This window comes from Mixta sp. BE291, assembly GCF_031457955.1.
Classification (GTDB): Bacteria; Pseudomonadota; Gammaproteobacteria; order Enterobacterales; family Enterobacteriaceae; genus Mixta.
On the sequence record NZ_JAVDXN010000002.1, the window covers coordinates 18,675 to 41,867 of the forward strand.

22 protein-coding genes are annotated in these 23,193 nt (G+C 55.3%); 9 read left to right on the forward strand and 13 right to left on the reverse strand.

Annotated elements, in window-relative coordinates; translation table 11 throughout:
- Positions 1-89: 89 nt before the first annotated feature.
- Positions 90-800, reverse strand: coding sequence for a phage antirepressor KilAC domain-containing protein (locus J2X14_RS05210; RefSeq protein ID WP_352410171.1), 711 nt, complete (start codon positions 798-800; stop codon positions 90-92).
- 245 nt (positions 801-1,045) lie between these two features.
- On the opposite strand from J2X14_RS05210, the gene J2X14_RS05215 reads away from it, so the two are divergent.
- From J2X14_RS05215 to J2X14_RS05225, 3 genes are all read left to right on the forward strand, one after another.
- Complete coding sequence (locus J2X14_RS05215) at positions 1,046-2,773, forward strand: potassium/proton antiporter (protein ID WP_352410172.1); 1,728 nt, start codon at positions 1,046-1,048, stop codon at positions 2,771-2,773.
- Between the two features lie 78 nt (positions 2,774-2,851).
- On the forward strand, positions 2,852-3,085 hold the full coding sequence (locus tag J2X14_RS05220) for a DUF1480 family protein (protein WP_352410173.1): 234 nt from the start codon (positions 2,852-2,854) through the stop codon (positions 3,083-3,085).
- 114 nt (positions 3,086-3,199) lie between these two features.
- Positions 3,200-4,390, forward strand: a complete 1,191-nt coding sequence (locus J2X14_RS05225) for a multidrug effflux MFS transporter (RefSeq protein WP_352410174.1) — start codon at positions 3,200-3,202, stop codon at positions 4,388-4,390.
- Between the two features lies 1 nt (position 4,391).
- Here J2X14_RS05225 and dadX read toward each other — a convergent pair whose 3' ends face one another.
- Both dadX and J2X14_RS05235 read right to left on the reverse strand, forming a co-directional pair.
- A complete protein-coding gene (gene dadX, locus J2X14_RS05230; protein WP_352410175.1) occupies positions 4,392-5,462 on the reverse strand; it encodes a catabolic alanine racemase DadX in 1,071 nt (356 codons plus the stop codon).
- 19 nt (positions 5,463-5,481) lie between these two features.
- Complete coding sequence (locus J2X14_RS05235) at positions 5,482-6,786, reverse strand: D-amino acid dehydrogenase (protein WP_352410176.1); 1,305 nt, start codon at positions 6,784-6,786, stop codon at positions 5,482-5,484.
- A gap of 506 nt (positions 6,787-7,292) precedes the next feature.
- On the opposite strand from J2X14_RS05235, the gene J2X14_RS05240 reads away from it, so the two are divergent.
- On the forward strand, positions 7,293-8,828 hold the full coding sequence (locus tag J2X14_RS05240; protein WP_352410177.1) for a SpoVR family protein: 1,536 nt from the start codon (positions 7,293-7,295) through the stop codon (positions 8,826-8,828).
- Positions 8,829-8,879: 51 nt separating this feature from the next.
- Here the strand turns inward: J2X14_RS05240 and fadR are convergent, their stop codons facing one another.
- Positions 8,880-9,593, reverse strand: coding sequence for a fatty acid metabolism transcriptional regulator FadR (fadR, locus tag J2X14_RS05245; RefSeq protein ID WP_352410178.1), 714 nt, complete (start codon positions 9,591-9,593; stop codon positions 8,880-8,882).
- A 214-nt stretch (positions 9,594-9,807) separates the two neighbouring features.
- Here fadR and nhaB point away from each other — a divergent pair, with 214 nt between their 5' ends.
- Positions 9,808-11,352: a sodium/proton antiporter NhaB gene (nhaB, locus tag J2X14_RS05250; protein ID WP_352410179.1), complete on the forward strand. Its 1,545-nt coding sequence runs from the start codon at positions 9,808-9,810 to the stop codon at positions 11,350-11,352.
- 64 nt (positions 11,353-11,416) lie between these two features.
- Entirely contained in the window at positions 11,417-11,947 is a 531-nt protein-coding gene (gene dsbB / locus J2X14_RS05255) for a disulfide bond formation protein DsbB (protein WP_352410180.1), read from the forward strand.
- 16 nt (positions 11,948-11,963) lie between these two features.
- Here dsbB and ycgN read toward each other — a convergent pair whose 3' ends face one another.
- The 4 genes from ycgN to J2X14_RS05275 form a co-directional block, all read right to left on the reverse strand.
- Complete coding sequence (ycgN, locus tag J2X14_RS05260) at positions 11,964-12,410, reverse strand: cysteine cluster protein YcgN (protein WP_352410181.1); 447 nt, start codon at positions 12,408-12,410, stop codon at positions 11,964-11,966.
- A 62-nt stretch (positions 12,411-12,472) separates the two neighbouring features.
- Complete coding sequence (locus J2X14_RS05265; protein ID WP_352410182.1) at positions 12,473-13,132, reverse strand: fumarylacetoacetate hydrolase family protein; 660 nt, start codon at positions 13,130-13,132, stop codon at positions 12,473-12,475.
- Between the two features lie 47 nt (positions 13,133-13,179).
- Positions 13,180-14,274, reverse strand: coding sequence for a lytic murein transglycosylase (locus J2X14_RS05270; RefSeq protein WP_352410183.1), 1,095 nt, complete (start codon positions 14,272-14,274; stop codon positions 13,180-13,182).
- Positions 14,275-14,359: 85 nt separating this feature from the next.
- Complete coding sequence (locus J2X14_RS05275; protein WP_352410184.1) at positions 14,360-14,635, reverse strand: YcgL domain-containing protein; 276 nt, start codon at positions 14,633-14,635, stop codon at positions 14,360-14,362.
- 160 nt (positions 14,636-14,795) lie between these two features.
- Here J2X14_RS05275 and minC point away from each other — a divergent pair, with 160 nt between their 5' ends.
- The 3 genes from minC to minE are packed head-to-tail and all read left to right on the forward strand — an operon-like array spanning position 14,796 to position 16,602.
- Positions 14,796-15,485, forward strand: coding sequence for a septum site-determining protein MinC (gene minC, locus J2X14_RS05280; RefSeq protein WP_352410185.1), 690 nt, complete (start codon positions 14,796-14,798; stop codon positions 15,483-15,485).
- A gap of 31 nt (positions 15,486-15,516) precedes the next feature.
- The gene (gene minD, locus J2X14_RS05285) at positions 15,517-16,329 is read left to right on the forward strand and encodes a septum site-determining protein MinD (protein ID WP_352410186.1); all 813 of its coding nucleotides are present in this window, start codon (positions 15,517-15,519) and stop codon (positions 16,327-16,329) included.
- A gap of 3 nt (positions 16,330-16,332) precedes the next feature.
- The gene (gene minE, locus J2X14_RS05290) at positions 16,333-16,602 is read left to right on the forward strand and encodes a cell division topological specificity factor MinE (protein ID WP_038625795.1); all 270 of its coding nucleotides are present in this window, start codon (positions 16,333-16,335) and stop codon (positions 16,600-16,602) included.
- A 54-nt stretch (positions 16,603-16,656) separates the two neighbouring features.
- On the opposite strand, the gene rnd is transcribed toward minE, so the two are convergent.
- The 5 genes from rnd to yoaA form a co-directional block, all read right to left on the reverse strand.
- Positions 16,657-17,784 (reverse strand): ribonuclease D, encoded by a 1,128-nt coding sequence (rnd, locus tag J2X14_RS05295; protein ID WP_352410608.1) that lies wholly within the window; start codon positions 17,782-17,784, stop codon positions 16,657-16,659.
- Positions 17,785-17,896: 112 nt separating this feature from the next.
- On the reverse strand, positions 17,897-19,576 hold the full coding sequence (fadD, locus tag J2X14_RS05300; protein WP_352410187.1) for a long-chain-fatty-acid--CoA ligase FadD: 1,680 nt from the start codon (positions 19,574-19,576) through the stop codon (positions 17,897-17,899).
- 203 nt (positions 19,577-19,779) lie between these two features.
- Positions 19,780-20,370 (reverse strand): Slp family lipoprotein, encoded by a 591-nt coding sequence (locus J2X14_RS05305; protein ID WP_352410188.1) that lies wholly within the window; start codon positions 20,368-20,370, stop codon positions 19,780-19,782.
- A gap of 59 nt (positions 20,371-20,429) precedes the next feature.
- Positions 20,430-21,131, reverse strand: coding sequence for a tRNA (adenosine(37)-N6)-threonylcarbamoyltransferase complex dimerization subunit type 1 TsaB (gene tsaB, locus J2X14_RS05310; protein ID WP_352410189.1), 702 nt, complete (start codon positions 21,129-21,131; stop codon positions 20,430-20,432).
- 57 nt (positions 21,132-21,188) lie between these two features.
- A complete protein-coding gene (gene yoaA / locus J2X14_RS05315; RefSeq protein WP_352410190.1) occupies positions 21,189-23,099 on the reverse strand; it encodes a DNA repair helicase YoaA in 1,911 nt (636 codons plus the stop codon).
- Positions 23,100-23,193 lie beyond the last annotated feature (94 nt).

The window sequence follows — 23,193 nt, forward strand, 5'->3', positions numbered from 1 at the left end:
TAACAAAATCCGCCTTCAGAAAAGGCGGATCAGGATAAGGGAAAGCAGTCAGTCAGGCGAACATCGCCAAAGTACGCTGGGGATAGCTATCAGGCCGCCGCGCCTTTCGGCTGCGAGGCGATATGCCCGGCCCACAGGCTGGCAACCCACTTCACGCCTTTAGCAGTAAAGCGCGCCTGCGAAAAGGCATGCTGATTTTCGCCCACGCCGGAGCGCAGCGTAAAGCGCCCGGCGCTAATGTGCTGCTGATGTGGCGTCAGCGTGCCGCTCATACGGTACATGATATGGCGCTCCAGCAGAAACTGGCGGAAATCGGGCTCTTTCACCTTCAGCATTTTGCACACCTGACGGAAGCCAAGCGACTCTTCTTCCACCGTGACATAGCGATCGAAGAATTCAGCCTTGGGGGCGAAAAGCGCCAGCTGCTGCTCTGCTTTCTGGCGTTGCTCAAACTGCTCAGCCCATGCGCGCGCGGCTTCCGCTGGATTGGTAAAATCGGGCAGGTGCGCCATTTTTTCCCGCTCCTGCCAGCGATCGAGCGCTTCAGCAGTAAAGGCTGGCGATAAACGTGCTACGGCCAGCACCGAATCACGCTTGTTAAGACGATATTCCTGTCGCGTCTCGCCGTCAGCGTCGTAATCCCAGGTGATTAACGGCTGTGACAAGCGCTGCGCCGTTTCCAGACTTTTAATCAGACGTTTCACTTCACCATGGGTATTACCGGTCATCTCGGCGATTTCGCGGCTACTCATTGTGACGGATTGATGAAGAGCGTTCAGGCTCTCAGTAGATATCATCATAGCTTCACCATTGACTTGCAAATAGCATCAGCCCCTGAGGGAGTACAAATAGTATACGTATTACTGGTTTAATATCCAGTATTTTTTTTAACCAATTTCACTTTATCCTATCCGTTAAAAAGCCTAAATTTTTCATTCCGCGCGCTAAGACAAGCTATTGATAAAGCATTATCTTTTGAAAACGGTTATAGTATAACCACGTCCGAAACTGCTTTTTGTCACCTGTTTTACGAGGGGAAAACACCTTGAATGCCAGCACGATTTACAGTCTTTTTATTATTGGTTCCGTGCTGGTTGCATCAAGCATCCTTCTCAGCGCCTTTTCTTCGCGCTTAGGTATTCCTATTCTGGTGATCTTCCTGGCGCTCGGCATGCTTACCGGCGTGGACGGCATTGGCGGCATTGCCTTTGATAACTATCCGCTCGCCTATATGGTTTCTAACCTGGCGCTGGCGGTTATTCTGTTGGATGGCGGCATGCGCACCCGCGCCTCTTCGTTGCGCGTTGCGCTCGGTCCGGCCTTATCGCTGGCGACGTTAGGGGTGATGATCACCGCCGGGTTAACCGGGCTTGCCGCCGCCTGGCTGTTCCGGCTGGATATGATGCAGGGCTTTCTCATCGGCGCGATTATTGGCTCAACCGACGCCGCCGCCGTGTTCTCTCTGCTGGGTGATAAAGGGCTGAACGAACGCGTCAGCTCTACGCTGGAGATCGAATCGGGCAGCAACGACCCAATGGCGGTGTTTCTGACGATTACCCTGATCGAGATGATTCAGCAGGGAGAAACCGGCCTGAGCTGGATGTTTGTGGTACATCTGATTCAGCAGTTTGGTTTAGGCATTGTGTTGGGGCTGGGCGGCGGCTGGGCGATCCAGCAGCTGATCAATCGCATCTCGTTGGCGAACGGGCTTTACCCGCTGCTGGCCGTCAGCGGCGGGATACTGGTTTTCGCCCTGACCACCGTGCTGGAAGGCAGCGGCATCCTGGCGGTTTATCTGTGCGGTTTTCTGCTGGGCAACCGGCCCATTCGTAACCGGCACGGCATCCTGCAAACCTTCGACGGGATGGCCTGGCTGAGTCAAATTGGGATGTTTTTGGTGCTGGGCCTGCTGGTTACGCCTTCCGATCTCTGGCATATCGCCGTACCGGCTATGATTTTGTCGCTGTGGCTGATTCTGTTCGCTCGTCCGCTCTCGGTGTTTATCGGCCTGCTGCCCTTCCGCAGTTTTACCCTGCGTGAGCGCGTGTTTATCAGCTGGGTCGGCCTGCGCGGCGCGGTGCCCATTATTCTGGCGGTGTTCCCGATGATGGCGGGCCTGGAGAACGCCTCCTTGTTCTTTAATATCGCCTTTTTCGTGGTGCTGGTGTCGCTGATGCTACAGGGCACCTCGCTGGGCTTCGCGGCGCGTAAAGCAAAAGTGATCGTCCCGCCCACCGCCTCGCCGATTGGCCGCATCGGGCTTGATATTCACCCGGAAAATCCCTGGGAGCAGTTTGTTTATCAGTTAAGCGCCGATAAATGGTGCGTTGGCGCGGCGCTGCGCGATCTGCACATGCCGCGCGAAACCCGCATTGCCGCGCTGTTTCGTCAGAATGTCTTGATGCATCCCACCGGCAATACCCGCCTGCGCGAAGGCGATGTGCTGTGCGTTATTGGTCGCGAACGCGACCTGCCCGCGCTGGGTAAACTGTTCAGCCAGTCGCCGCCGGTGGCGCTCGACCAGCGCTTTTTTGGTGACTTTATTCTTGATGCCGACGCGCGGCTGCGCGACGTGGCGCAAATCTATGGTCTGGATCTGAATGAAGAAACCAACGATCAGCAATCGCTGGGGCAGCTGATTCTGGGCATGCTCGGCGGCGCACCGGTGGTCGGCGATCAGGTTGAATGGAATCATTTGGTCTGGACGGTAGCGGAAAAAGAAGATAATCAGGTGATTAAAATCGGCGTCCGCGTGCCGGAAGAGAAGGAATAATCCTGGCCTGAGGCGCTCGAATTTCCAGCCAGAACGACTACGCTTAAAGTTCACGTCTTTCCTGGAGGGAAATAACCTATGGGTCATGTAGTCAAAATTGGTCGCTACGAGATTATTGATGCAGATTTGGATGCTGAACCGGCTGATACCATCAGCATTCCTTGTCAAACCAATCCCGGTCTCAGCTACCAGCTTGACGGCTGGGATGAAGAGACCAGCGTTCCCGCGTGGATTGACGGTCAGCCGGTTGATTTAGAAATCGGTCATTATGACAAACAGCAAGACCGCTGGATTTTGAAAAAACCTGCCTGACAGATTTAAGGAGCAGCGATGTGGCTGCTCCCTATTTTATGACTTTTCCCTTTTCTTTTGCGTCACATCTCTCTACGCTGTGCAGTTCAAAAATAGCGGATACCCACTTCTTTAATGCAAAAATTCACCCTTTTATTGCTTAGCCTGGTGCTGTTAGCACCCCTTGGCATTGATCTCTATTTGCCGACGCTGCCGGAAATCGCTCTGGGCCTGGCCACGCCGGTCACCACGGTGCAAACCACTATTCCCATCTTTCTTCTGGTGATGGGGCTGGGACAGATTATCGCCGGGCCGCTGGTTGATAACTTTGGCCGTAAGCCTATCGCCCTTATCGGCCTGTTTCTTTATATTTGCGGCAGCGCCCTCGCCGCCTGCGCAGTGAACTGGCCAATGTTTTTGCTGGCGCGCGTGGTACAAGGCTGTGCGGTTTGCTGTACCGCCGTGGTGGCGTTTAGCGGCGTGCGCGACAGGCTCTCTGGTGATGAAGCGGCGCGCGCCTATGGCTTTCTTAACGGCGCGCTGAATATCGTGCCTGCGCTGGCACCGATGCTGGGCGGCTTTCTGGCCGAAGCCTTTGGCTGGCGCGCGCCTTTCTGGTTCCTGGCGTGCTATGCGCTGCTGATTGGCGTGCTGGTGACCTTTCTGCTGCCGGAAACGCGTCCTGCCGATACGCGCAAAGTTAAAGGTCTGCCGCTGCGTCAGTACGGCGCGATTTTACGCCAGCCGCGCTTTCTCGCCTTTGCCTTCGCCAACGCGGGTGCGCTGGGAATGGTACTCACTTACGTCTCTCTGGCGCCGCATGTGCTGATGACCGTAGGCGGCCTTAGCGCGTTACAGTTCTCTATCGCCTTCGGCGCGAATGGCTTCTGGATCATGCTGGTGAGTGTTGTGGTCAATAAAATGATCCGCAAAGTGGGACGCCCGATCTGTCTGGCGTTAGGCACGCTGGCGATGCTGCTGGGATCGCTGCTGCTGTTTGCCGGTGAGCTGCTGTTTCCCGCCGCGCTGCAAACCCACTGGGCGCTCTATATGCTGCCGGTAGCGGTTTCGGTAGCAGGACTGGCGTTTACCGTAGGGCCGGCCACCAGCTACGCGCTGGAGCCTTATCAGCAGCAGGCGGGCGTCGCTTCGGCGCTGGCAGGATTTATTCAGATGGCGGGCGGCTCGTCGGCCGGATTGTTAATGATGGCGCTGCCGCTAACGGAAAAGGATGCGCTGGCGTTGATGATGCTGGCAGGCGCAGCGCTTACCTTCCTGGCATGGCGCTGCAGTAAGCGCATGCGCGGTTCGCTGACCGCGCTGTAAGCTATAATACCTCAACCGGTACCCGCGGCGCGACGGCGCACATCAGCTCATAGCCAACGGTACCGGCACTGCTCGCCACCTCGTCGATTTTCACCCCATCGCCCCACAGCTCCACTTTGGAACCAATGCCCGCCTGCGGACAGGGCGTTAAATCCACCGTGATCATATCCATGGATACTCTACCGATAAGCGTAGTGCGTACGCCATCGATCATCACCGGCGTGCCGCATGGCGCATGGCGCGGATAGCCATCGGCGTAGCCGCAGGCCACGACGCCGATACGCTGTTCAGCAGCGGCATGATAGCGATAGCCGTAACCCACGCCAGCGCCCGGCCGCAGCTGCTGAACGGCAATGATCTCGCTGGCTAAGGTCATCGCGGGCTTGAGTCCGGTGCCAGCGATATCCTGCCACTGCCCGCTGGGCGAGGCGCCATAAAGAATAATGCCGGGCCTTACCCAGTCAAAATGCGCTTCCGGGTGCCAGAGCGTCGCCGCCGAATTTGCCAGCGAGCGTGGGCAATTCAGCCCTTCCGCCGCCCGCTCAACCTGTTTCATCGGTTCGATGATGCCCTCTTCTTTTTCCGCCTCGGCGAAGTGGGTCATCAATGTCATCTCACCGACATTTTCCAGCGCACGCAGCTTTTGCCATACGTTATGCACCTGCTCCGGCATAAAACCCAGTCGGTTCATGCCGCTATTCACTTTGACATAGATATCAAGCGGCGCGCTCAGCTGCGCTTTCGCCAGCGCCTGAATTTGCCAGTTGCTGTGGACGCTGGTGGTTAAACGATAGCGGTCCAGCAGTTCCAGTTCATCGCTATGAAAAAAGCCCTCCAGCAGCAGAATTGGTTTTTTCCAGCCGAGCTCGCGCAGCGAAATCGCCTCGGCGAGATTTAACAGCGCAAACCCATCTGTACCGCTCAGATGCTGCCAGATACGGCTGATGCCGTGCCCATAGCCATTCGCTTTGACCACAGACCAGACACGGGACCCTGGCGCCGCACGGCGCACAATCTCCAGATTTTGTCGCAGCGCAGCGCTATGAATGGTTGCGACAATCGGACGTGACATAACCTCTCCTTGTAACTCGTTAACGTGCAACGTTTGCATTATGCAGTTGCGGGTGCGTTACCGGTGAATAACCAGGCAGATAACGCAGTACAGAAAGATCATCTGCAGCAATCGCCGGTTTTTTCCCGGAGATGATATCAGAAAGCAGCTGTCCTGAACCGCATGCCATGGTCCATCCCAGCGTGCCGTGCCCGGTATTAAGGTAAAGATTTTTTAACGGCGTTGGCCCGACAATCGGCGTACCGTCCGGCGTCATCGGGCGCAGCCCGGTCCAGAAACTGGCCTGTTCGATATGACCGCCGTTGGGATAGAGATCGCGCACCACCATTTCCAGTGTCTCGCGCCGCGCGGGTAGCAGCTGCGTATTAAAGCCGACGATTTCCGCCATGCCGCCAACGCGGATGCGCTGGTCAAAACGGGTAATCGCCACTTTATAGGTCTCATCCAACACGGTAGAAACCGGCGCGCCCGCCTCGTCACGAACAGGAATCGTTAACGAATAACCTTTTAGCGGATAAACCGGGATAGAGACCATATCCGCCAGCAGTGCGGTGGAATAAGAGCCGAACGCCACCACATAGCTGTCTGCGGTGATCACCTCTGTGCCGCATTTCACCCCGACAATGCGGTTGCCTTCGCGCAGCAGACTTTCCACCGGCGTATTAAAGCGGAACGTCACGCCCGCCGCCGCTGCCATCTGCGCCAGCTGCTGCGTGAACAGCTGACAATCGCCAGTTTCATCATTGGGCAAGCGCAGCCCGCCGGTGAGTTTATGCTGAGTGGAGGCCAGCGCCGGTTCGACGCGCGCCAGCTGATGCGCCTCCAGCAGCTCATAAGGCACGCCCGCCTCTTTCAGCACGGCGATATCTTTACTGGCGCTTTCATACTGCTGCGCAGTACGAAATAGCTGTAGCGTTCCGCCCTGACGCCCTTCGTAGCCAATGCCGGTTTGCTCGCGCAGCGCTTTCATACAGTCGCGGCTGTATTCAGCAATGCGTACCATACGGCTTTTATTTTCCTGATAGTGGCGCATATCGCAGTTACGCAGCATTTGCCACATCCACGCCAGCTGGAAACGGCTGCCGTCAAGGCGGATCGCCAGGGGCGCATGGCGCTGAAACATCCATTTTACCGCTTTTAACGGTACGCCCGGTGCCGCCCAGGGCGCCGCGTAACCGGGGGAGATCTGCCCGGCATTGGCGGCGCTGGTTTCCTGCGCCGGCCCCGCCTGACGATCGATCACCGTGACCTCATGACCCGCCTGCGCCAGATACCAGGCGCTGGCGACGCCGACAACTCCACTTCCCAGAATGACAACCCGCATAACTCCCCCGAGGCAAGCTCTATAGAACAATCCACTGATTCACAGCTAAACGAATGGATGATTATTTTGCCGCATTCGCATCAACATAGCGGTGACATATTTCACATCTTTTTTACCTTCGCGTTAACTAAAAACAAGATGCAGGTGAAATTTCAGTGGAAAATATTATTTTTCGCCGCCGTGCAGGAGAAAGTGAGGAATAAACGGCACAATTCGCCAGCCGCCAGCAGATTCGCGAACGGTCATATAAAAAAGATATAAACAGCATTTTATGCTGGCAATGCTTTATATAAACGCATTATTCATTATTTAAAAGGCTGTTTTTTATTGCCGCTTTATTTTGTATCGCAGTTTCCGGTTGCATTCCGGTTTCAGATGGAAAACAGTGAACTATCATTACAGTGTTCGCTCAGTTCTTTGGGCCTTCTATTCAGGATGAGCCTTAAACAACAGGAATCCTTACGGCAAGGCTTTGCCCAACGGGATTCACCAACGAGGGGTGCGCTATGGCGACAATATTTGACGATCCGGTTAAGGACAGCAAACGACTCAGTGACGGACCCGACTGGACCTTTGAGCTACTTGATACCTACCTGGCGGAAATCGATCGCGTTGCGAAGCAGTACCGCCTGGATACCTACCCGCATCAAATTGAAGTCATTACCTCTGAACAGATGATGGACGCCTATTCCAGCGTCGGCATGCCCATCAACTACGCGCACTGGTCTTTTGGTAAGAAATTTATTGAAACCGAGCAGCGCTATAAGCATGGTCAGCAGGGGTTGGCCTATGAAATCGTGATTAACTCTAACCCCTGTATCGCTTACCTGATGGAAGAGAACACCATTACCATGCAGGCGCTGGTGATTGCGCACGCCTGCTATGGCCATAACTCGTTCTTTAAAAATAATTACCTGTTCCGCAGCTGGACCGATGCGGGTTCGATTATCGATTACCTGCTGTTTGCCAAAAACTATATTGCCGAATGCGAAGAACGTTACGGCGTGGAAGAGGTAGAGCGTCTGCTCGATTCCTGCCATGCGCTAATGAATTACGGCGTCGATCGCTATAAGCGCCCGCAAAAGATCTCGCTACAGGAAGAGAAAGCACGGCAGAAAAGCCGCGAAGAGTATCTGCAAAGTCAGGTGAATACGCTGTGGCGCACCCTGCCGCGCCGCGAAAAAGAGGAAGTACTGGCTGAGAAAATACGTTTCCCTTCTGAACCGCAGGAAAACTTGCTCTATTTTATGGAAAAGAATGCGCCCCTGCTGGAGCCGTGGCAGCGTGAAATTCTGCGCATCGTGCGTAAGGTAAGCCAGTATTTTTATCCGCAAAAACAGACGCAGGTAATGAACGAAGGCTGGGCGACCTTCTGGCACTATACCATTCTGAACCATCTGTACGATGAGGGAAAAGTGACGGAACGCTTTATGCTGGAGTTTCTGCACAGCCACACCAACGTGGTGTTCCAGCCCGCCTATAACAGCCCGTGGTATAACGGCATCAACCCCTATGCGCTGGGCTTTGCCATGTTTCAGGATATTAAGCGCATCTGTCAGTCGCCCACCGAAGAGGATCGCTACTGGTTCCCGGATATGGCCGGATCGGACTGGCTGGAGACGTTGCATTTCGCCATGCGCGAATTCAAAGACGAAAGCTTTATCAGCCAGTTCCTGTCGCCTAAAGTGATGCGCGATTTCCGCCTGTTTACCGTGCTGGATGACGATCGCAACAACTATCTGGAGATCGCCGCAATTCATGATGAAGCAGGCTATCGCGCGATTCGTCAGCAGCTTTCCGCGCAGTATAACCTGAGCAATCTGGAGCCGAATATTCAGGTCTACAACGTGGATCTGCGCGGCGATCGCTCTCTGACGCTGCGCTATGTGCCGCATCAACGTTCGCCGCTGGATAAGAGCCGACGCGACGTGTTAAAGCATGTGCATCGCCTGTGGGGATTTGAAGTGCATCTGGAACAGCAAAATGAAGATGGCAGCGTGGAGATTCTCGATCGCTGCCCGCCGCGCCCTAACGCGCTGTAAACCCATCAGGGCCGGACTGGCGTCTGGCCCTGATGGCGCACGGGGTAAAACCTACCGCTGATGCAGCTCATCCGGCATGGTTTTCTGCATGCTGTGCCAGATCTCACCGCTGCGGCGACCATAATCACGTACCGCCGTTACAATATTTTCCGGCTCGGTGCCGTCGCAAAAAGAGAGCAGCTGCTGATAAAAGCGCTGCGCTAACGTGCGCGCTTCAGGATTGGAAAAATAGTGACGTCCCACGCGGGTATAAAGCCCTTTCAGCCCGTTAAGGATCAGGCCGTAAATCGGGTTGCCGGAAGCAAAAGCCAGCCCGCGGAAAATACGGTAATCCAGTTCGGTATAAGCATCGGCCTGATCGTCCACGCCTTCCGCCGCTTTCAGCACTTCACGCGCCTGGTCAGGGAAATGGCGGATCGCACGACGGATAAAGATAGATGAGACGTTAGTACGCACCGAAAGCACGTTATCCATCATTTGCGGTACGCTGTCATGATCGAGACGCGCCAGCGTTTCAAGAATATTCAGGCCCGAGGTTTCCCAAAAATCATTTACGCGCGTCGGCTTGCCGTGCTGAATCGTCAACCAGCCATCGCGCGCCAGACGTTGCAGCACTTCACGCAGCGTAGTACGGGTTACGCCAATCAGCTCGGAAAGCTCGCGCTCGGCAGGCAGGATGGAACCAGGGGGAAAGCGACTGTTCCAGATACTTTCAATGATGTACTCTTCCGCGAACCCGGCCGGGCTCTGCGCCTTTATAACCATAGCATTTCTCGTTGCTTTTTCATTAGGCAATATGCCACTCATCATACCAGAGGGCCCAGGCATCACCTAGCCTCGCTTCGTTTAAAACCTGAATCTGGCGCAAATATTGATGAATTGAGCGGCTTTAAACGAATGCGCATTGCCTCGCCCGCTGGCGACGTTTACCCTTTGCATCAGAAAATTTTCTTGGTCCTGAATGAGGATACTGTTACCTATGGATATTTCCGCCGGGCGCGCTTTTACGCGCAATTTTCTTGGGCAATCCCCCGACTGGTATAAGCTGACAATACTGGCTTTTTTAGTGGTGAATCCGCTGCTGTTTTTCTTTGCCAGCCCTTTTCTTGCTGGCTGGCTGCTGGTAGCCGAGTTTATCTTTACCCTTGGGATGGCGTTAAAATGTTATCCCCTGCTGCCCGGCGGCCTGCTGGCATTGGAAGCGATTTTTATCGGCATGGCCAGCGCGGAGCAGGTCAAAGAGGAGCTGGCGAATAACCTGGAAGTGCTGCTGCTGCTGATTTTTATGGTGGCGGGCATCCATTTTATGCGCCAGCTGCTGCTGTTTGTCTTTACCCGCCTGCTGCTGTCGATTCGCTCGAAAATGCTGCTCGGCCTGGCGTTCTGCCTGGCTTCCGCGTTTCTTTCCGCTTTTCTTGATGCGCTGACGGTGGTTGCCGTGGTGCTGAGCGTCGCCGCAGGTTTTTACGATATCTATCATCGCGTCCTGTCACAGGGCGAGGAAAATGTCGATATCGATAATCTCGCTAATGACGATCATCGCCAGACGCTGGAGAAGTTCCGCTCGTTTCTGCGCAGCCTGATGATGCAGGCTGGCGTCGGCACCGCCTTAGGCGGCGTCATGACCATGGTCGGCGAGCCGCAGAACCTGATAATCGCTAAAGCCGCCGGTTGGGATTTTATCGGTTTCTTTTTGCGTATGGCGCCGGTTACCGTGCCGACGCTGATCTGCGGCCTGATCACCTGCGTGCTGCTGGAGCGTTTTCGTCTGTTTGGCTATGGCGAACCGCTGCCGGAAAAAGTGCGCGAGATCCTGATGGATTTCGACCAAAAATCCCAGCAGAAACGCACCCGCCAGGATCGGCTTAATTTATGGATCCAGGGCATCATTGCCGTCTGGCTGATTGTGGCGCTGGCGCTGCATCTGGCAGAGGTCGGACTGATTGGCCTTTCGGTAATCATTATGGCGACCGCCTTCTGCGGCGTGACCGATGAACATGCAATTGGTCGTGCTTTTTCCGAAGCGCTGCCCTTTACCGCGCTGCTGACGGTGTTCTTCGCTATCGTCGCGGTGATTGTGCAACAGGATCTCTTTAGCCCGCTGATTCATTTTGTGTTGCAGGCGGAAGCGAATATGCAGCTGACCTGGTTTTATATCTTTAATGGCCTGCTGTCATCCATATCGGATAACGTATTTGTCGGCTCGGTTTACATTAATGAAGCGAAAAACGCCTTTACCAGCGGCGCGATTAGCCAACAGCAGTTTGAGCTGCTGGCGGTAGCCACCAATACCGGCACCAACCTGCCTTCTGTCGCCACGCCTAACGGCCAGGCCGCGTTTCTGTTTATGCTGACCTCCGCGCTGGCGCCGCTGATTCGCCTCTCTTACGGACGCATGGTTTGGATGGCATTGCCCTATACCATTGTGCTGTCGCTGGTTGGGCTGTTCTGCATTATGTATACGCTGGAGCCGATGACGCTGTGGATGACGGCGCATAGCTGGCTGCCGCCGCTGGTGGGATAAAGGCTGGCAGCGATGTGTATTTGCTTTACACTGCCGATTCAACGCTAATAACAGGGAATGATTTATGTTGCGATATCTGAACCAATGCTCAAGAGGACGCGGCGCATGGCTGCTGATGGCGCTGACGGCGTTTGCTCTTGAAATGGTCGCGCTGTGGTTTCAGCACGTTATGTTGCTGAAACCCTGCGTCATGTGTATTTATGAACGCTGTGCGCTGTTTGGCGTGATGGGCGCCGGGCTGGTAGGCGCAATCGCGCCGAAGACGCCGCTGCGCTATGCCGCGCTGCTGATCTGGCTGTACAGTGCCTGGGAAGGATTGCGTCTCTCGTATGAACATACGATGATCCAGCTGCACCCTAATCCCTTTGTGACCTGCGACTTCGCCGCCCGCTTCCCGAGCTGGCTGCCGCTGGATAAATGGCTGCCTGCGGTGTTTGTTGCCACCGGGGATTGCGCCGAGCGCGCCTGGTCGTTTCTGACGCTGAGCATGCCGCAGTGGCTGATAGTGGTGTTTGCCGCTTACCTGCTGGTTGCGCTGCTGGTGCTGATCGCTCAGCCGTTTAAACCCAGGCGTCGCGATCTCTTTTCCCGTTAATCATTAACCGGCTGGATTACGCTTTCCATTCCGGTCGGTTAATAATGTGGTCTTCCCAGTCCTGAACTTCGCTCTCACGTACTGCAATATGCCGCACGGAAATACGTGCGGCATGCATCGCCGCGCTTGAGCCACTGCGTAACGGATGCCACACCGGCAAGTTTTTACCCTCCGCCAGTAAACGATAGGCGCAGCTGGCCGGTAGCCAGGAGAAGGTAGGCAGGTTGTCACGCGTTAGCTTGATACAGTCTTCTTCATATTCGAAGCGACGCTCATAGTTACGGCACTGGCAGGTTTTGAGATCGAGCTGGTTGCAGGCCACGTTGGTGAAATAGATCTCATCCGTATCGGCGTCCTGCAACTTATTAAGGCAGCACTGGCCACAACCATCGCACAAGGATTCCCATTCCTCATCACTCATTTGTTCCAGGCGCTTTTCCTGCCAGAAAGGGGTCTCAGTCATTGTGATGTGTCCGGTTAAGCAAAAGCGCACCTTATAAACAGTTCAGCGGTCAGATGCAAGCATCACAGCACGCGCGTGCTAATACCGTGTCCCGCCAGCGAGACTTCCAGTTTGTCGCCAGCATGCAGCGGGCCTACGCCTTCCGGCGTGCCGGTGAGGATCACATCGCCCGCACGCAGGGTAAAATATTTACTCATGTAGGCGATCAGCGGCAGAATCGGCGTGATCATATCGGCGGTGCTGCCCTGCTGACGGAGTTCACCATTGATCATCAGCTTAAGTTCGCACTGCTGCGGATCGCCAGCAAACTGATTCACCGGAATGAAGCCGGAAAGCGGACAGGAATTATCAAATCCCTTGGATTTTTCCCACGGCTGTCCCGCTTTTTTCAGGCCCGCCTGAATATCACGCAGAGTCAGATCGAGGGCCACGCCATAGCCCGCAATCGCCTGGCCGACATGCGCTACGCTTGCCTGCTTGAGCGTTGCGCCAATCAAAATCGCCATTTCCACTTCATGATGCACCGCGCCCAGGTCGCGTGGGAGGGAGAGCGGCTGTCGCAGATCGCAGAGCGCGGTCTCCGGCTTAATAAAAATCACCGGCTCCTGCGGCGTTGCGCTGCCCATCTCTTTAATATGCTTCGCGTAATTACTGCCGACACAAACCACTTTGCTTACCGGAAAATCTAACAACGCGCCCTGCCAGTTACGATGTTGGTACATGCTTTTCCCCTTGCTGAGAGTGACGGCGCCAGACCGGCGCCGATAACCTACTGTGCCTGTGCTACCGCATCCGCCATGGTGCCGATGCTGATTGCGAAATAGTAAGAGCGGTTCCAGCGCATAATGGTGCGGAAATTGTCATACACCATAAAGGCGCGTCCGCCGACATCATCCGGCAGAATAATCCAGGCGCGTTGGTGAGTATCCGGCAAGGCGTCGCTGCTGCTCAGCCGCACGCCCAGCTTTTCCCACTCGCCCACGGTTTTCGCCTGCGCTGTTTTCAGACCCGCCTGCTGCGGTTCAAAATCCACCGGCAGGATAACTTCGCGTCCCCAGCCTTCGCCAGGCTTCCAGCCCTCTTTCGCCAGATAGTTGGCCGTGGAAGCAAACACATCGCGCTGATTACGCCAGATATCGATTTTGCCGTCGCCGTCGCCGTCGGTGCCATAGTTCAGATACGAGCTGGGCATAAACTGGTTCTGTCCCATTGCGCCCGCCCAGGAGCCTTTCATTTCCGGCGCGCTGATATGGCCCTGCTGAATCATCTTCAACGCGGCGATCAGCTCTTTGGTAAAGAAAGCTTCGCGTCGGCCTTCAAAGGCGAGCGTGGCGAGCGCAGAGATAATGTCTTCGCGTCCCTGCAACTGACCGAAGTTACTCTCCATGCCCCACAGCGCCACAATATATTGCGCCGGAACGCCATACTGTTGGCTTACCGTGGCCAGCTGCTGTTGATACTGCTGATAGTTGCTGCGGCCCTGCGCCACTTTTTTCGGCGTGATGACGCGTGCCAGATAATCATCCAGCGTCACTTTCTGTTCCGGCTGGTTGCGATCCGATTTAATCACTCGGTCAACAAAATGGACGTTAGCGAAAGCGCTTTCCAGGGTCTGCTGGTTGATCCCTTGCTGACGCGCCTGGGTTTTCAGCTGTTCCACATAGGCGGGAAATTCCGCCGGATCGCGCCCCTGCTGCGCCAGCGTGGTATTACCGGCGGGCGGCGTTAAAAAGCCGCCGCTTTTGGCCGCCTTCTGCGGCGCGGCGGGCGTCACGGTTTCAGGTGCTGACGAGATGCTATTTTTACTGGCGCATCCAGCCAACATTATTGTCAGTAACGTCGCGCTCAGGGCATTTAGCTTCATATCAGTTCCTTATTAATCAATTGAAAGTCGCTGGAAATAAATTGAGGGATTATTCGCCAATCTATTATTTACAGATGAATCTTAATTAAGTCGGATCTTTTTTTCCTAAATGTATTTTCAGCAAATCTTCTACCGGCGGCGGCAGCTGCAAATAATAACCCTGCTCCTTCAGCGCCAGCTTTACTTTTTCAATATCCGCATTGGCCAGTTTTGTAGTGCGTTCAAGGGGTAACACCATTGCCAACCGGGGTTTGCCAAAACCACGCAGCAGTTCTTCCGGCACACGGGAAAAGTCGTCTTTTTTTTCAACGTAGAGATAAGTCTGATCGCGTTGGGGACTTCTGTAGATCACACAAAACATATTTTTTACTCGAATTAAACGGGGTGGTGACTTGCCTGAATATAGCAGTAACTATAACATGCTTGCAGTAGTTAGGAATAATGTCCCGCCTTGATTACGCGCTGGCTAAATCAGGCATAATTTAGTCGGGTTTAGACATAACAGGACTGAGCCAGGACAGATGTCGCAAACGCCAATCGAGTTTAAAGGCAGTAGTTTTACTCTGTCTGTTGTTCATTTACACCACACGCATCCCGATGTGGTCCGTCAGGCGCTGCAGGACAAAATTGACCAGGCGCCGGCCTTTCTCAAAAATGCGCCCGTGGTGCTGAATGTAGCCTCTCTGGACGGTGACGTTAACTGGAAACAGATGCAGCAGGCGATCGCGTCGACCGGGCTACGTATTGTCGGCGTCAGCGGCTGTAAAGATGAGTCGCTCAAACGCATGATCGCGCGCGCCGGGCTGCCCATCCTGTCTGAAGGTAAAGAACAGAAGAAAAATCCTGAGCCGGTCGCCGCTGCCGCGCCGGAAAGCACTATGGCTAAAACGCGCGTGGTCACCACGCCGGTGCGTTCCGGACAGCAAATTTATGCGCGTAATACCGACTTAATTGTGACAAATAGCGTCAGCGCCGGTGCCGAACTGGTTGCCGACGGCAATATTCATATTTATGGCATGATGCGCGGACGCGCGCTGGCGGGAGCCAGCGGCGATCGCGACTGCCAGATATTTTGTACCAGTTTATCTGCGGAGCTGGTTTCCATAGCGGGCGAGTACTGGATTATGGATCAAATTCCGGCGGAATATTTTGCAAAAGCAGCGCGCCTGAGTTTAAAAGATGGCGCGCTGACAATACAGACTTTGAATTAAGCCCCTTTTTATTTATAAGGAATTCTTATATATGGCACGCATTATTGTAGTTACATCCGGCAAAGGGGGCGTTGGCAAGACCACGTCAAGCGCGGCCATTGCTACCGGTCTGGCACAGAAAGGGAAAAAAACCGTGGTGATCGATTTTGATATCGGTCTGCGTAATCTCGATCTGATTATGGGCTGTGAAAGGCGCGTGGTTTATGATTTCGTCAACGTTATCCAGGGCGATGCAACGCTGAATCAGGCACTGATTAAAGACAAACGTACAGAAAACCTCTATATCCTGCCTGCTTCGCAAACGCGAGATAAAGATGCACTGACGCGCGAAGGCGTCGAAAAAGTGCTGAATGAACTGAATAAGATGGAATTTGACTTCGTGCTGTGCGATTCGCCAGCGGGTATTGAAACCGGCGCGCTGATGGCGCTCTATTTTGCCGATGAAGCCATTATTACCACTAACCCGGAAGTCTCCTCGGTACGCGATTCCGATCGTATTCTGGGCATTGTCGCCTCGAAATCACGCCGTGCCGAGAACGGCCAGGATCCGGTCAAAGAGCACCTGCTGTTGACACGTTATAACCCTGGTCGCGTGAGTCGCGGCGATATGCTGAGCATGGAAGATGTGCTGGAGATTCTGCGTATTCCGCTGGTTGGCGTAATCCCGGAAGATCAATCCGTGTTGCGCGCCTCCAACCAGGGCGAGCCCGTTATTCTGGATACTGAATCCGATGCGGGCAAAGCCTATGCCGATACCGTCGAACGGTTACTCGGTGAAGAACGCCCCTTCCGCTTCATTGAAGAAGAGAAGAAGGGATTCCTGAAACGCCTGTTCGGGGGATAAACCATGGCCTTACTTGACTTCTTTTTATCCCGTAAAAAGAACACTGCTAATATAGCCAAGGAAAGGCTGCAGATTATCGTTGCTGAGCGCAGGAGGGGCGATAGCGAGCCCCATTATCTTCCTCAGCTGAAGCGCGATATTCTGGAGGTGATTTGCAAATATGTGAAGATCGACCCGGAGATGGTCACCGTGCAGTTGGATCAGCGTGGAGATGATATCTCCATCCTGGAACTGAACGTGACGCTGCCAGAAATGGAAGAAGCCGCGAAATGATTCGTTTCTCTTCCTGACCTTCCCCTGCCTTATGCAGGGGAACGTTTATGCAGGTTATTGCGGATATTCCGCCAATACCTGTTGGATTTCCTGCTCCATCAGTTCGCCGCGCCAGCCGCTTACCAGCTCAGGTAATCGCGTACGCGGTTTGATCTGCCAGTGCCAGCTCAGCAGCTGGTTGATTTGACGGCGTGACGCCAGCAGCTCGGTACTCAGGCCGCTGCGTTCGCTGACCTGCGCCACCACGGCTTTCAGCGCTTTAAACGCAGATTTATAGTGCGGGTGGTCATTGATATTGAGCAGCATCTCCGGCAGGCTCTCTTCCGGCAGTGCATTCGCTTCGCTGACCATATCAACCAAGGTTTTGCCATGAAAACGAATTTCATGACCGCTCAGCCCTAAATGATCCAGCTCGCCCAGCGAGCCCGGCAGATAGCGCGCTACCTTCCAGAGATTCTCTTCGCGCACGACAAAATTAACCGCCATGTTTTTTTCGCGCGCCAGCTTCAGACGCCAGGCCGCCAGGCGCTGTAATGCCGCCAGCTGACGCGGGCGCAGCAGCGAAGCGTTGCTGATTTCCCGATACGCCTCTTCAGGCTGCAGCGTTTCCGTACGTCGCTGGCAAAGCAGCAAGCACTCGCTGCGCGCCGCATCCAGCTGCCCTGCCGCTGCGGTTTCATCCATCAGCGTATGGGCAATCGGCAATAGCCAGAACACATCGGCAGCGGCATAATCGCACTGACGCGTAGACAGCGGACGCGCCAGCCAGTCGGTACGCGATTCGCTTTTATCCAGCACTTCACCGGTAAAGTGTTCAACCATCGCCGCAAAGCCCATCGACAACGGGCGTCCGCTAAACGCAGCGAGAATTTGCGTATCAATCAGCGGCGTCGGCAGTACGCCAAAGCTATGCAGAAAGACTTCCAGATCTTCACTACCGGCGTGCAGAAACTTGGTTATGCGGGTGTCGCTCAGCAGATCGATAAGCGGCTGCCACTGCGTGATGGTCAGCGGATCAACCAGCGTGATCTGCTCGCCGTCGTAAATTTGCAGCAGACCGAGCTGCGGATAGTAGGTGCGGGTGCGAACAAACTCGGTATCGAGCGCAATCGCGCGGTGTTGACGCGCAGCGTCACAGCAGGCCTGCAGCGCCTCATTGGTGGTGATATAGGTGTAATTCAAATCCTTGCTCTCTTGCCAGCGGTACGTTTGCATGACTGATGCTGATGAAATAACAATAAAAACGCCGGGCTTATCCGGCGTTTTCATTTCTATCTTAACATACTCGCGGCAATCAGGCGGCAGGCGCTTTGCTTATCTCATCACGTAAGGCGCGCCGCAAGATTTTACCCACGTTGGTTTTCGGCAGCTCATCGCGAAACTCGACGATTTTCGGCACCTTATAACCGGTCAGCTGGCGACGGCAGTGGGCGATCAGCTCCTCTTTGGTCAGCGAGGGATCCTTTTTGACGATACAGATTTTAACCGCTTCGCCGGAAAGATCGCTCGGCACGCCAATCGCCGCCGCCTCGCGCACCTTCGGATGCTGCATCACCACATCTTCGATTTCATTCGGATAAACGTTAAAACCGGAAACCAGGATCATATCTTTTTTACGATCGACGATGCGTAAAAAACCTTCCTCATCAACGGTGACGACATCACCGCTGTAGAGCCAGCCCGCTTTTAACACTTCATCCGTCGCGTCGGGGCGCTGCCAGTAGCCGATCATCACCTGCGGCCCTTTGATACACAGCTCGCCCGGCTCGCCTGCGCCCACTTCCGCGCCGTTATCATCCACCAGCTTGATCTCGGTAGAGGGCACGGGCAGGCCGATGCTGCCGTTATGACAGGTAATATCATAAGGGTTTACCGACACCAGCGGCGAACATTCAGTCAGCCCGTAACCCTCCAGCAGATAGTGGCCGGTCAGCTTTTCCCAACGCTCCGCCACCGCTTTCTGCACCGACATCCCGCCGCCCGCCGACAGACGCAGCGTCGAGAAATCGAGCTGCTGGAAATTTTTATCATTCAGCAGCGCGTTAAATAAGGTATTGACCCCGGTAATCGCGGTAAAAGGATATTTGCTCAGCTCTTTCACAAAGCCGGGAATATCACGCGGGTTGGTAATCAGCAAATTTTGCCCGCCGAGTTCAATAAACAGCAGGCAGTTTACCGTCAGCGCAAAAATGTGATAGAGCGGCAGCGCGGTGACCACCAGCTCTTTGCCATCACGCAGCAGCGAGCCATAGGTGGCTTTGGTTTGCTCAAGGTTCGCCTGCATATTGCGGTGGGTCAGCATCGCCCCTTTGGCAATCCCGGTGGTGCCGCCGGTATACTGCAAAAAGGCTAAATCATCGTTTTCAATATCCGGGCGGAAATAATCCAGCTGCGCGCCCTGTTGCAATACGCTGCGAAAAGAGACCGCGTCCGGCAGGTTATATTTCGGTACCAGGCGCTTGATATATTTCACCACAAAATTCACCAGCGTGGCTTTCGCCGGTGAAAGCTGATCGCCCAGCCGCGTCAGCACAACATGTTTGACCGGAGTATTCGCGACAACCTTTTCCAGCGTATGGGCGAAGTTGGAGACAATTACAATGGCCTTCGCACCGCTGTCATTTAGCTGATGCTCCAGTTCGCGCGGCGTATAGAGCGGGTTAACGTTTACCACCACCATACCGGCGCGCAGGATGCCAAACAGCGCAATCGGATATTGCAACAGGTTCGGCATCATCACCGCCACCCGATCGCCTTTGCTTAACCCCAGCGTTTGTTGCAGATAGGCGGCAAAGGCCCGACTACGCTGCTCCAGTTTGCGGAAGCTCATCGCCTGGCCCATGTTGATAAACGCAGGACGATCGGCGTAACGCTGAGCCGCCTGTTCAAACAGATCGATAAGCGACAGATAACGATCGGCATTGATCTCAGCCGGGACATCGGCGGGATAACGGTTCAGCCAGACCTTATTCAAGGATTCACCTCGGAAATCATATTTATTCGCCATCGCAGCCTCGGCTCGCCACTGTTAACAATATTTTAACTCATTGTACCAGTATGCCTAACACCCGCCTTTCAGGCTGCGAAGCCCATCACTAAATTTTCTTAACTTTTCACAATAAAACGGCCCGGTCACCTGTGCTGCGACCGGGCCGCTAACTGCTGTTATTACGCGCGTTATTCCGTCAGGATAGTTTGCACCTGTACCGGACCGGAGTTGTAATAATCACCCCAGGGGCCGGGGCCCCAGAAGCCAGGATGATGCCGGGTTGGCCCATACCAAATCCAGGGATCGATCGGCTGCATCGGCATTACCACCTGCTGTTGCAAACGCCAGCGCTGATAACCGGTAACATCGACCACCACAAAGGTGTAGCTGGCCTTACCAATCTCGCCTTTTTCGCTGCCTTTGATGGTGCCAACCACGGTGACCATCTGGTTATTAACATCGACCGGATCGACAAAGCCGTTGATATCAGCCCAGATACGCCCAACCGAGGCGGCGTTCAGCCGGGGACGCGCCGTGTCATCCAGCGGCTGCGTGGCGATCTCCAGCCGCGTACGGCCGTTAAGATTGGTGACCTTGACTACCTTACCGCCAAACCGCGCCTCCTGCCCGACATAGAGCTGCGGCGCATTCATCACACGCAACAGATCCTGCTGCGGTACCGGTGAACGGCTTTTAACGGAATCCGGGACGGTGACGCAGCCGGTCAACAACAGCGAAGCCGCCAGCAAGGCTGCCGCATTATTAAGATATTTACGCATAGCTTTCTCCAGAAACCTGCCTGTTTAGACTATTGCGTAATAAATAAGTTGCCGCCAGTCTATTCGCGTCCCGGTAATTTTTTCCACGCCACCTGATTACGCAAATAGGCCGGTTCTGCCTGCTCCGGCGGCAGTGCTGCGCCCTGCTGCCAAAGCTGTTGCGCCAGCGGCAGCATCGCCTCTGCTGCAGGCAACGTAATGTCGCTGGGCTGAAGCCGCAGTGGGCTTTCCGCCATCAGGTTGGGCCACGCCGCCCAGCCGGTGCCGACCGTCATCCAGTCGCCAGAGAGCTGCTGCATACGCGCCAGCGCCGCTTCCGGCTTCAGCACTGCTTCCGTCTCCTCGCCCTGCCACTGACCATCCTCGGCGCGCTGATATTCCGCCCAGTACACTTCACCCATGCGCGCATCAATCGCCGCCAGCACGCGCGTCGCGCCGTGGCGCTGCCAGGCGGCTTCCGCCATGGTCATCAATGTAGAAACGCCCAGCAGCGGCAGGCCTGCGCCAAACGCCAGCCCCTGCGCAATGCCGATAGCGATGCGCACGCCGGTAAAGCTGCCCGGCCCACGACCGAATGCCAGCGCATCCAGCTGCGACAACGCAACCTGATGGCGCGTCAGCATCTCTTCCACCAGCGGCAGAATACGCTGCGTATGCTCGCGTGCGCAGAGTTCAAAATGGGCGTCAACGACGCCGTCCAGCAACAGCGCGACCGAACAGGCTTCGGTCGCGGTATCAATAGCTAAAATTCGCGCGGACATAACAACCTCAGGCGAGAAATTTTTTTCGGCGCGCATCTTAGCACAGCCTCCGGGGAATTACTTCTCATCGGGGCGGTGCAAAAAGCTCACCGCCTGTTGCAGATCGCGGGTGCGCGGCGTAGGCGGCAGGCTGTTAAGAAATACCGCGCCATAGGGCCGCATCACCAGCCGGTTATCGCAAATCACCAGCACGCCGCGATCGTCCACGTCACGGATCAAACGACCCACGCCCTGTTTCAGCGTAATCACCGCATCGGGCAGCTGCACCTCATCAAAGGGATCGCCGCCGCGCAGGCGACAATCTTCCATGCGCGCCTTAAGCAAGGGATCGTCGGGCGAGGTAAACGGCAGCTTATCGATAATCACCAGCGACAGCGCATCGCCGGGCACATCCACCCCTTCCCAAAAGCTGCTGGTCGCCACCAGTAACGCATTGCCCGCCTCAATAAACTGTTTCAGCAGCTGCGCTTTGCCGGTTTCGCCTTGCAGCAGCACCGGCAGCGTCAGGCTGGCACGAAACTCCTCCGCCAGCGCACGCATCATTTGATGCGAAGTACAGAGAAAAAAGCAGCGGCCGTTATTCGCTTCAATCAGCGGCAACAGGCGGCGCGCCAGCTGTTTCGCCCCGCCCGGCTGATTAGGCGACGGCAGATCGCGCGGCACGCAGAGCAGCGCCTGACGCGCATAGTCAAACGGACTGTTCAGAATCATGCTCTGCGCCTGATGTACGCCAAGCCGATCCATAAAGTGGGTCATCTGCTCGTTGACCGCCAGCGTGGCGGAGGTGAAAATCCAGGCCGCCGGGCGTTCGCTGATCACTTCGCGAAAACGTTCGGCAACGGAAAGCGGCGTCAGCGCCAGAATAAAATGGCGCGAGCTACATTCATACCAGTAGCTAAACCCCGGCTCGCTGATATTCTTCAGCCGCTTCAGGCGGTTGCGATACTGTGAGGCGCGTTCAAAGGCGGCATCCAGCAGCGCCGAGCGCCCCAGCGACATTTTCGCCACGTCATAGCAAAGCTCCAGCGCATCATCCAGCAGCGTCAGCGCGCGCTGCACGTCACGATCGTTGAGGATTTCGCGCAGGTTGCCGCGAAAGCCGGGATCGCCCAGCGCCAGACGAAAATCCTGCGCGCTTTGCGCCAGCCGATCGGCCGCTTTTTGCAGCTGCTGCACATCCCGCACTTCCGTGCGATAGGCGATGGTAATATCTTTCGCCAGATCCAGTAGCTGGCGGCTGGAAAGCTGCTGACCAAAATATTGGCTGGCGATATCAGGCACCTGATGCGCTTCATCGAAGATCATCACGTCCGCTTCTGGGATTAGTTCGGCAAAGCCGCTCTCCTTGACCACCATATCGGCGAGGAAAAGATGGTGGTTTACCACCACCACATCGGCATCCATCGCCTGGCGGCGCGCCTTTACCACAAAGCACTCTTTATACAGCGGGCAATCATTGCCGAGGCAGTTGTCATTGGTGCTGGTGACCAGCGGCCAGATGGCGCTGTCTTCCGCGACCTCGCCGCAGCTGCTGATATCGCCGTCGGAGGTTTCGCTGGCCCAGCGGCGCAGATAAACCAGATCGCTCAGGGTTTGTACGGTTAACTCGCCGCCGGTCATGCTCTGCTGTTCCAGACGTTCCAGACAGAGATAGTTGGAACGCCCTTTCAGCAGCGCCGTTTTGCCTTTATAGGCCAGCGCCTTCGCCACTTTAGGCAGGTCGCGGCTGTAAAGCTGATCCTGTAACGCCTTTGATCCGGTGGAGATAATCGCTTTTTTACCGGCGCGTAATACCGGCACCAGATAGGCGTAGGTTTTGCCCGTGCCGGTACCGGCTTCGACTACCAGCTCACCGCGCTGCTCAATGGCCTGCGTGACCGCCACCGCCATATGCTGCTGCGCCTCACGCGGGCGAAAACCGGGTATTGCCTGCGCCAGAGCGCCATCCGCTGCAAAATCGTCTGCCACATATCCTCACTGGTTGCGTTAAAACGGCCTGATTATACCTGCTCTGTAGCGCGCGACAAAAGCACGGTCGCCCGCCGTCATTTTGATGACAGCG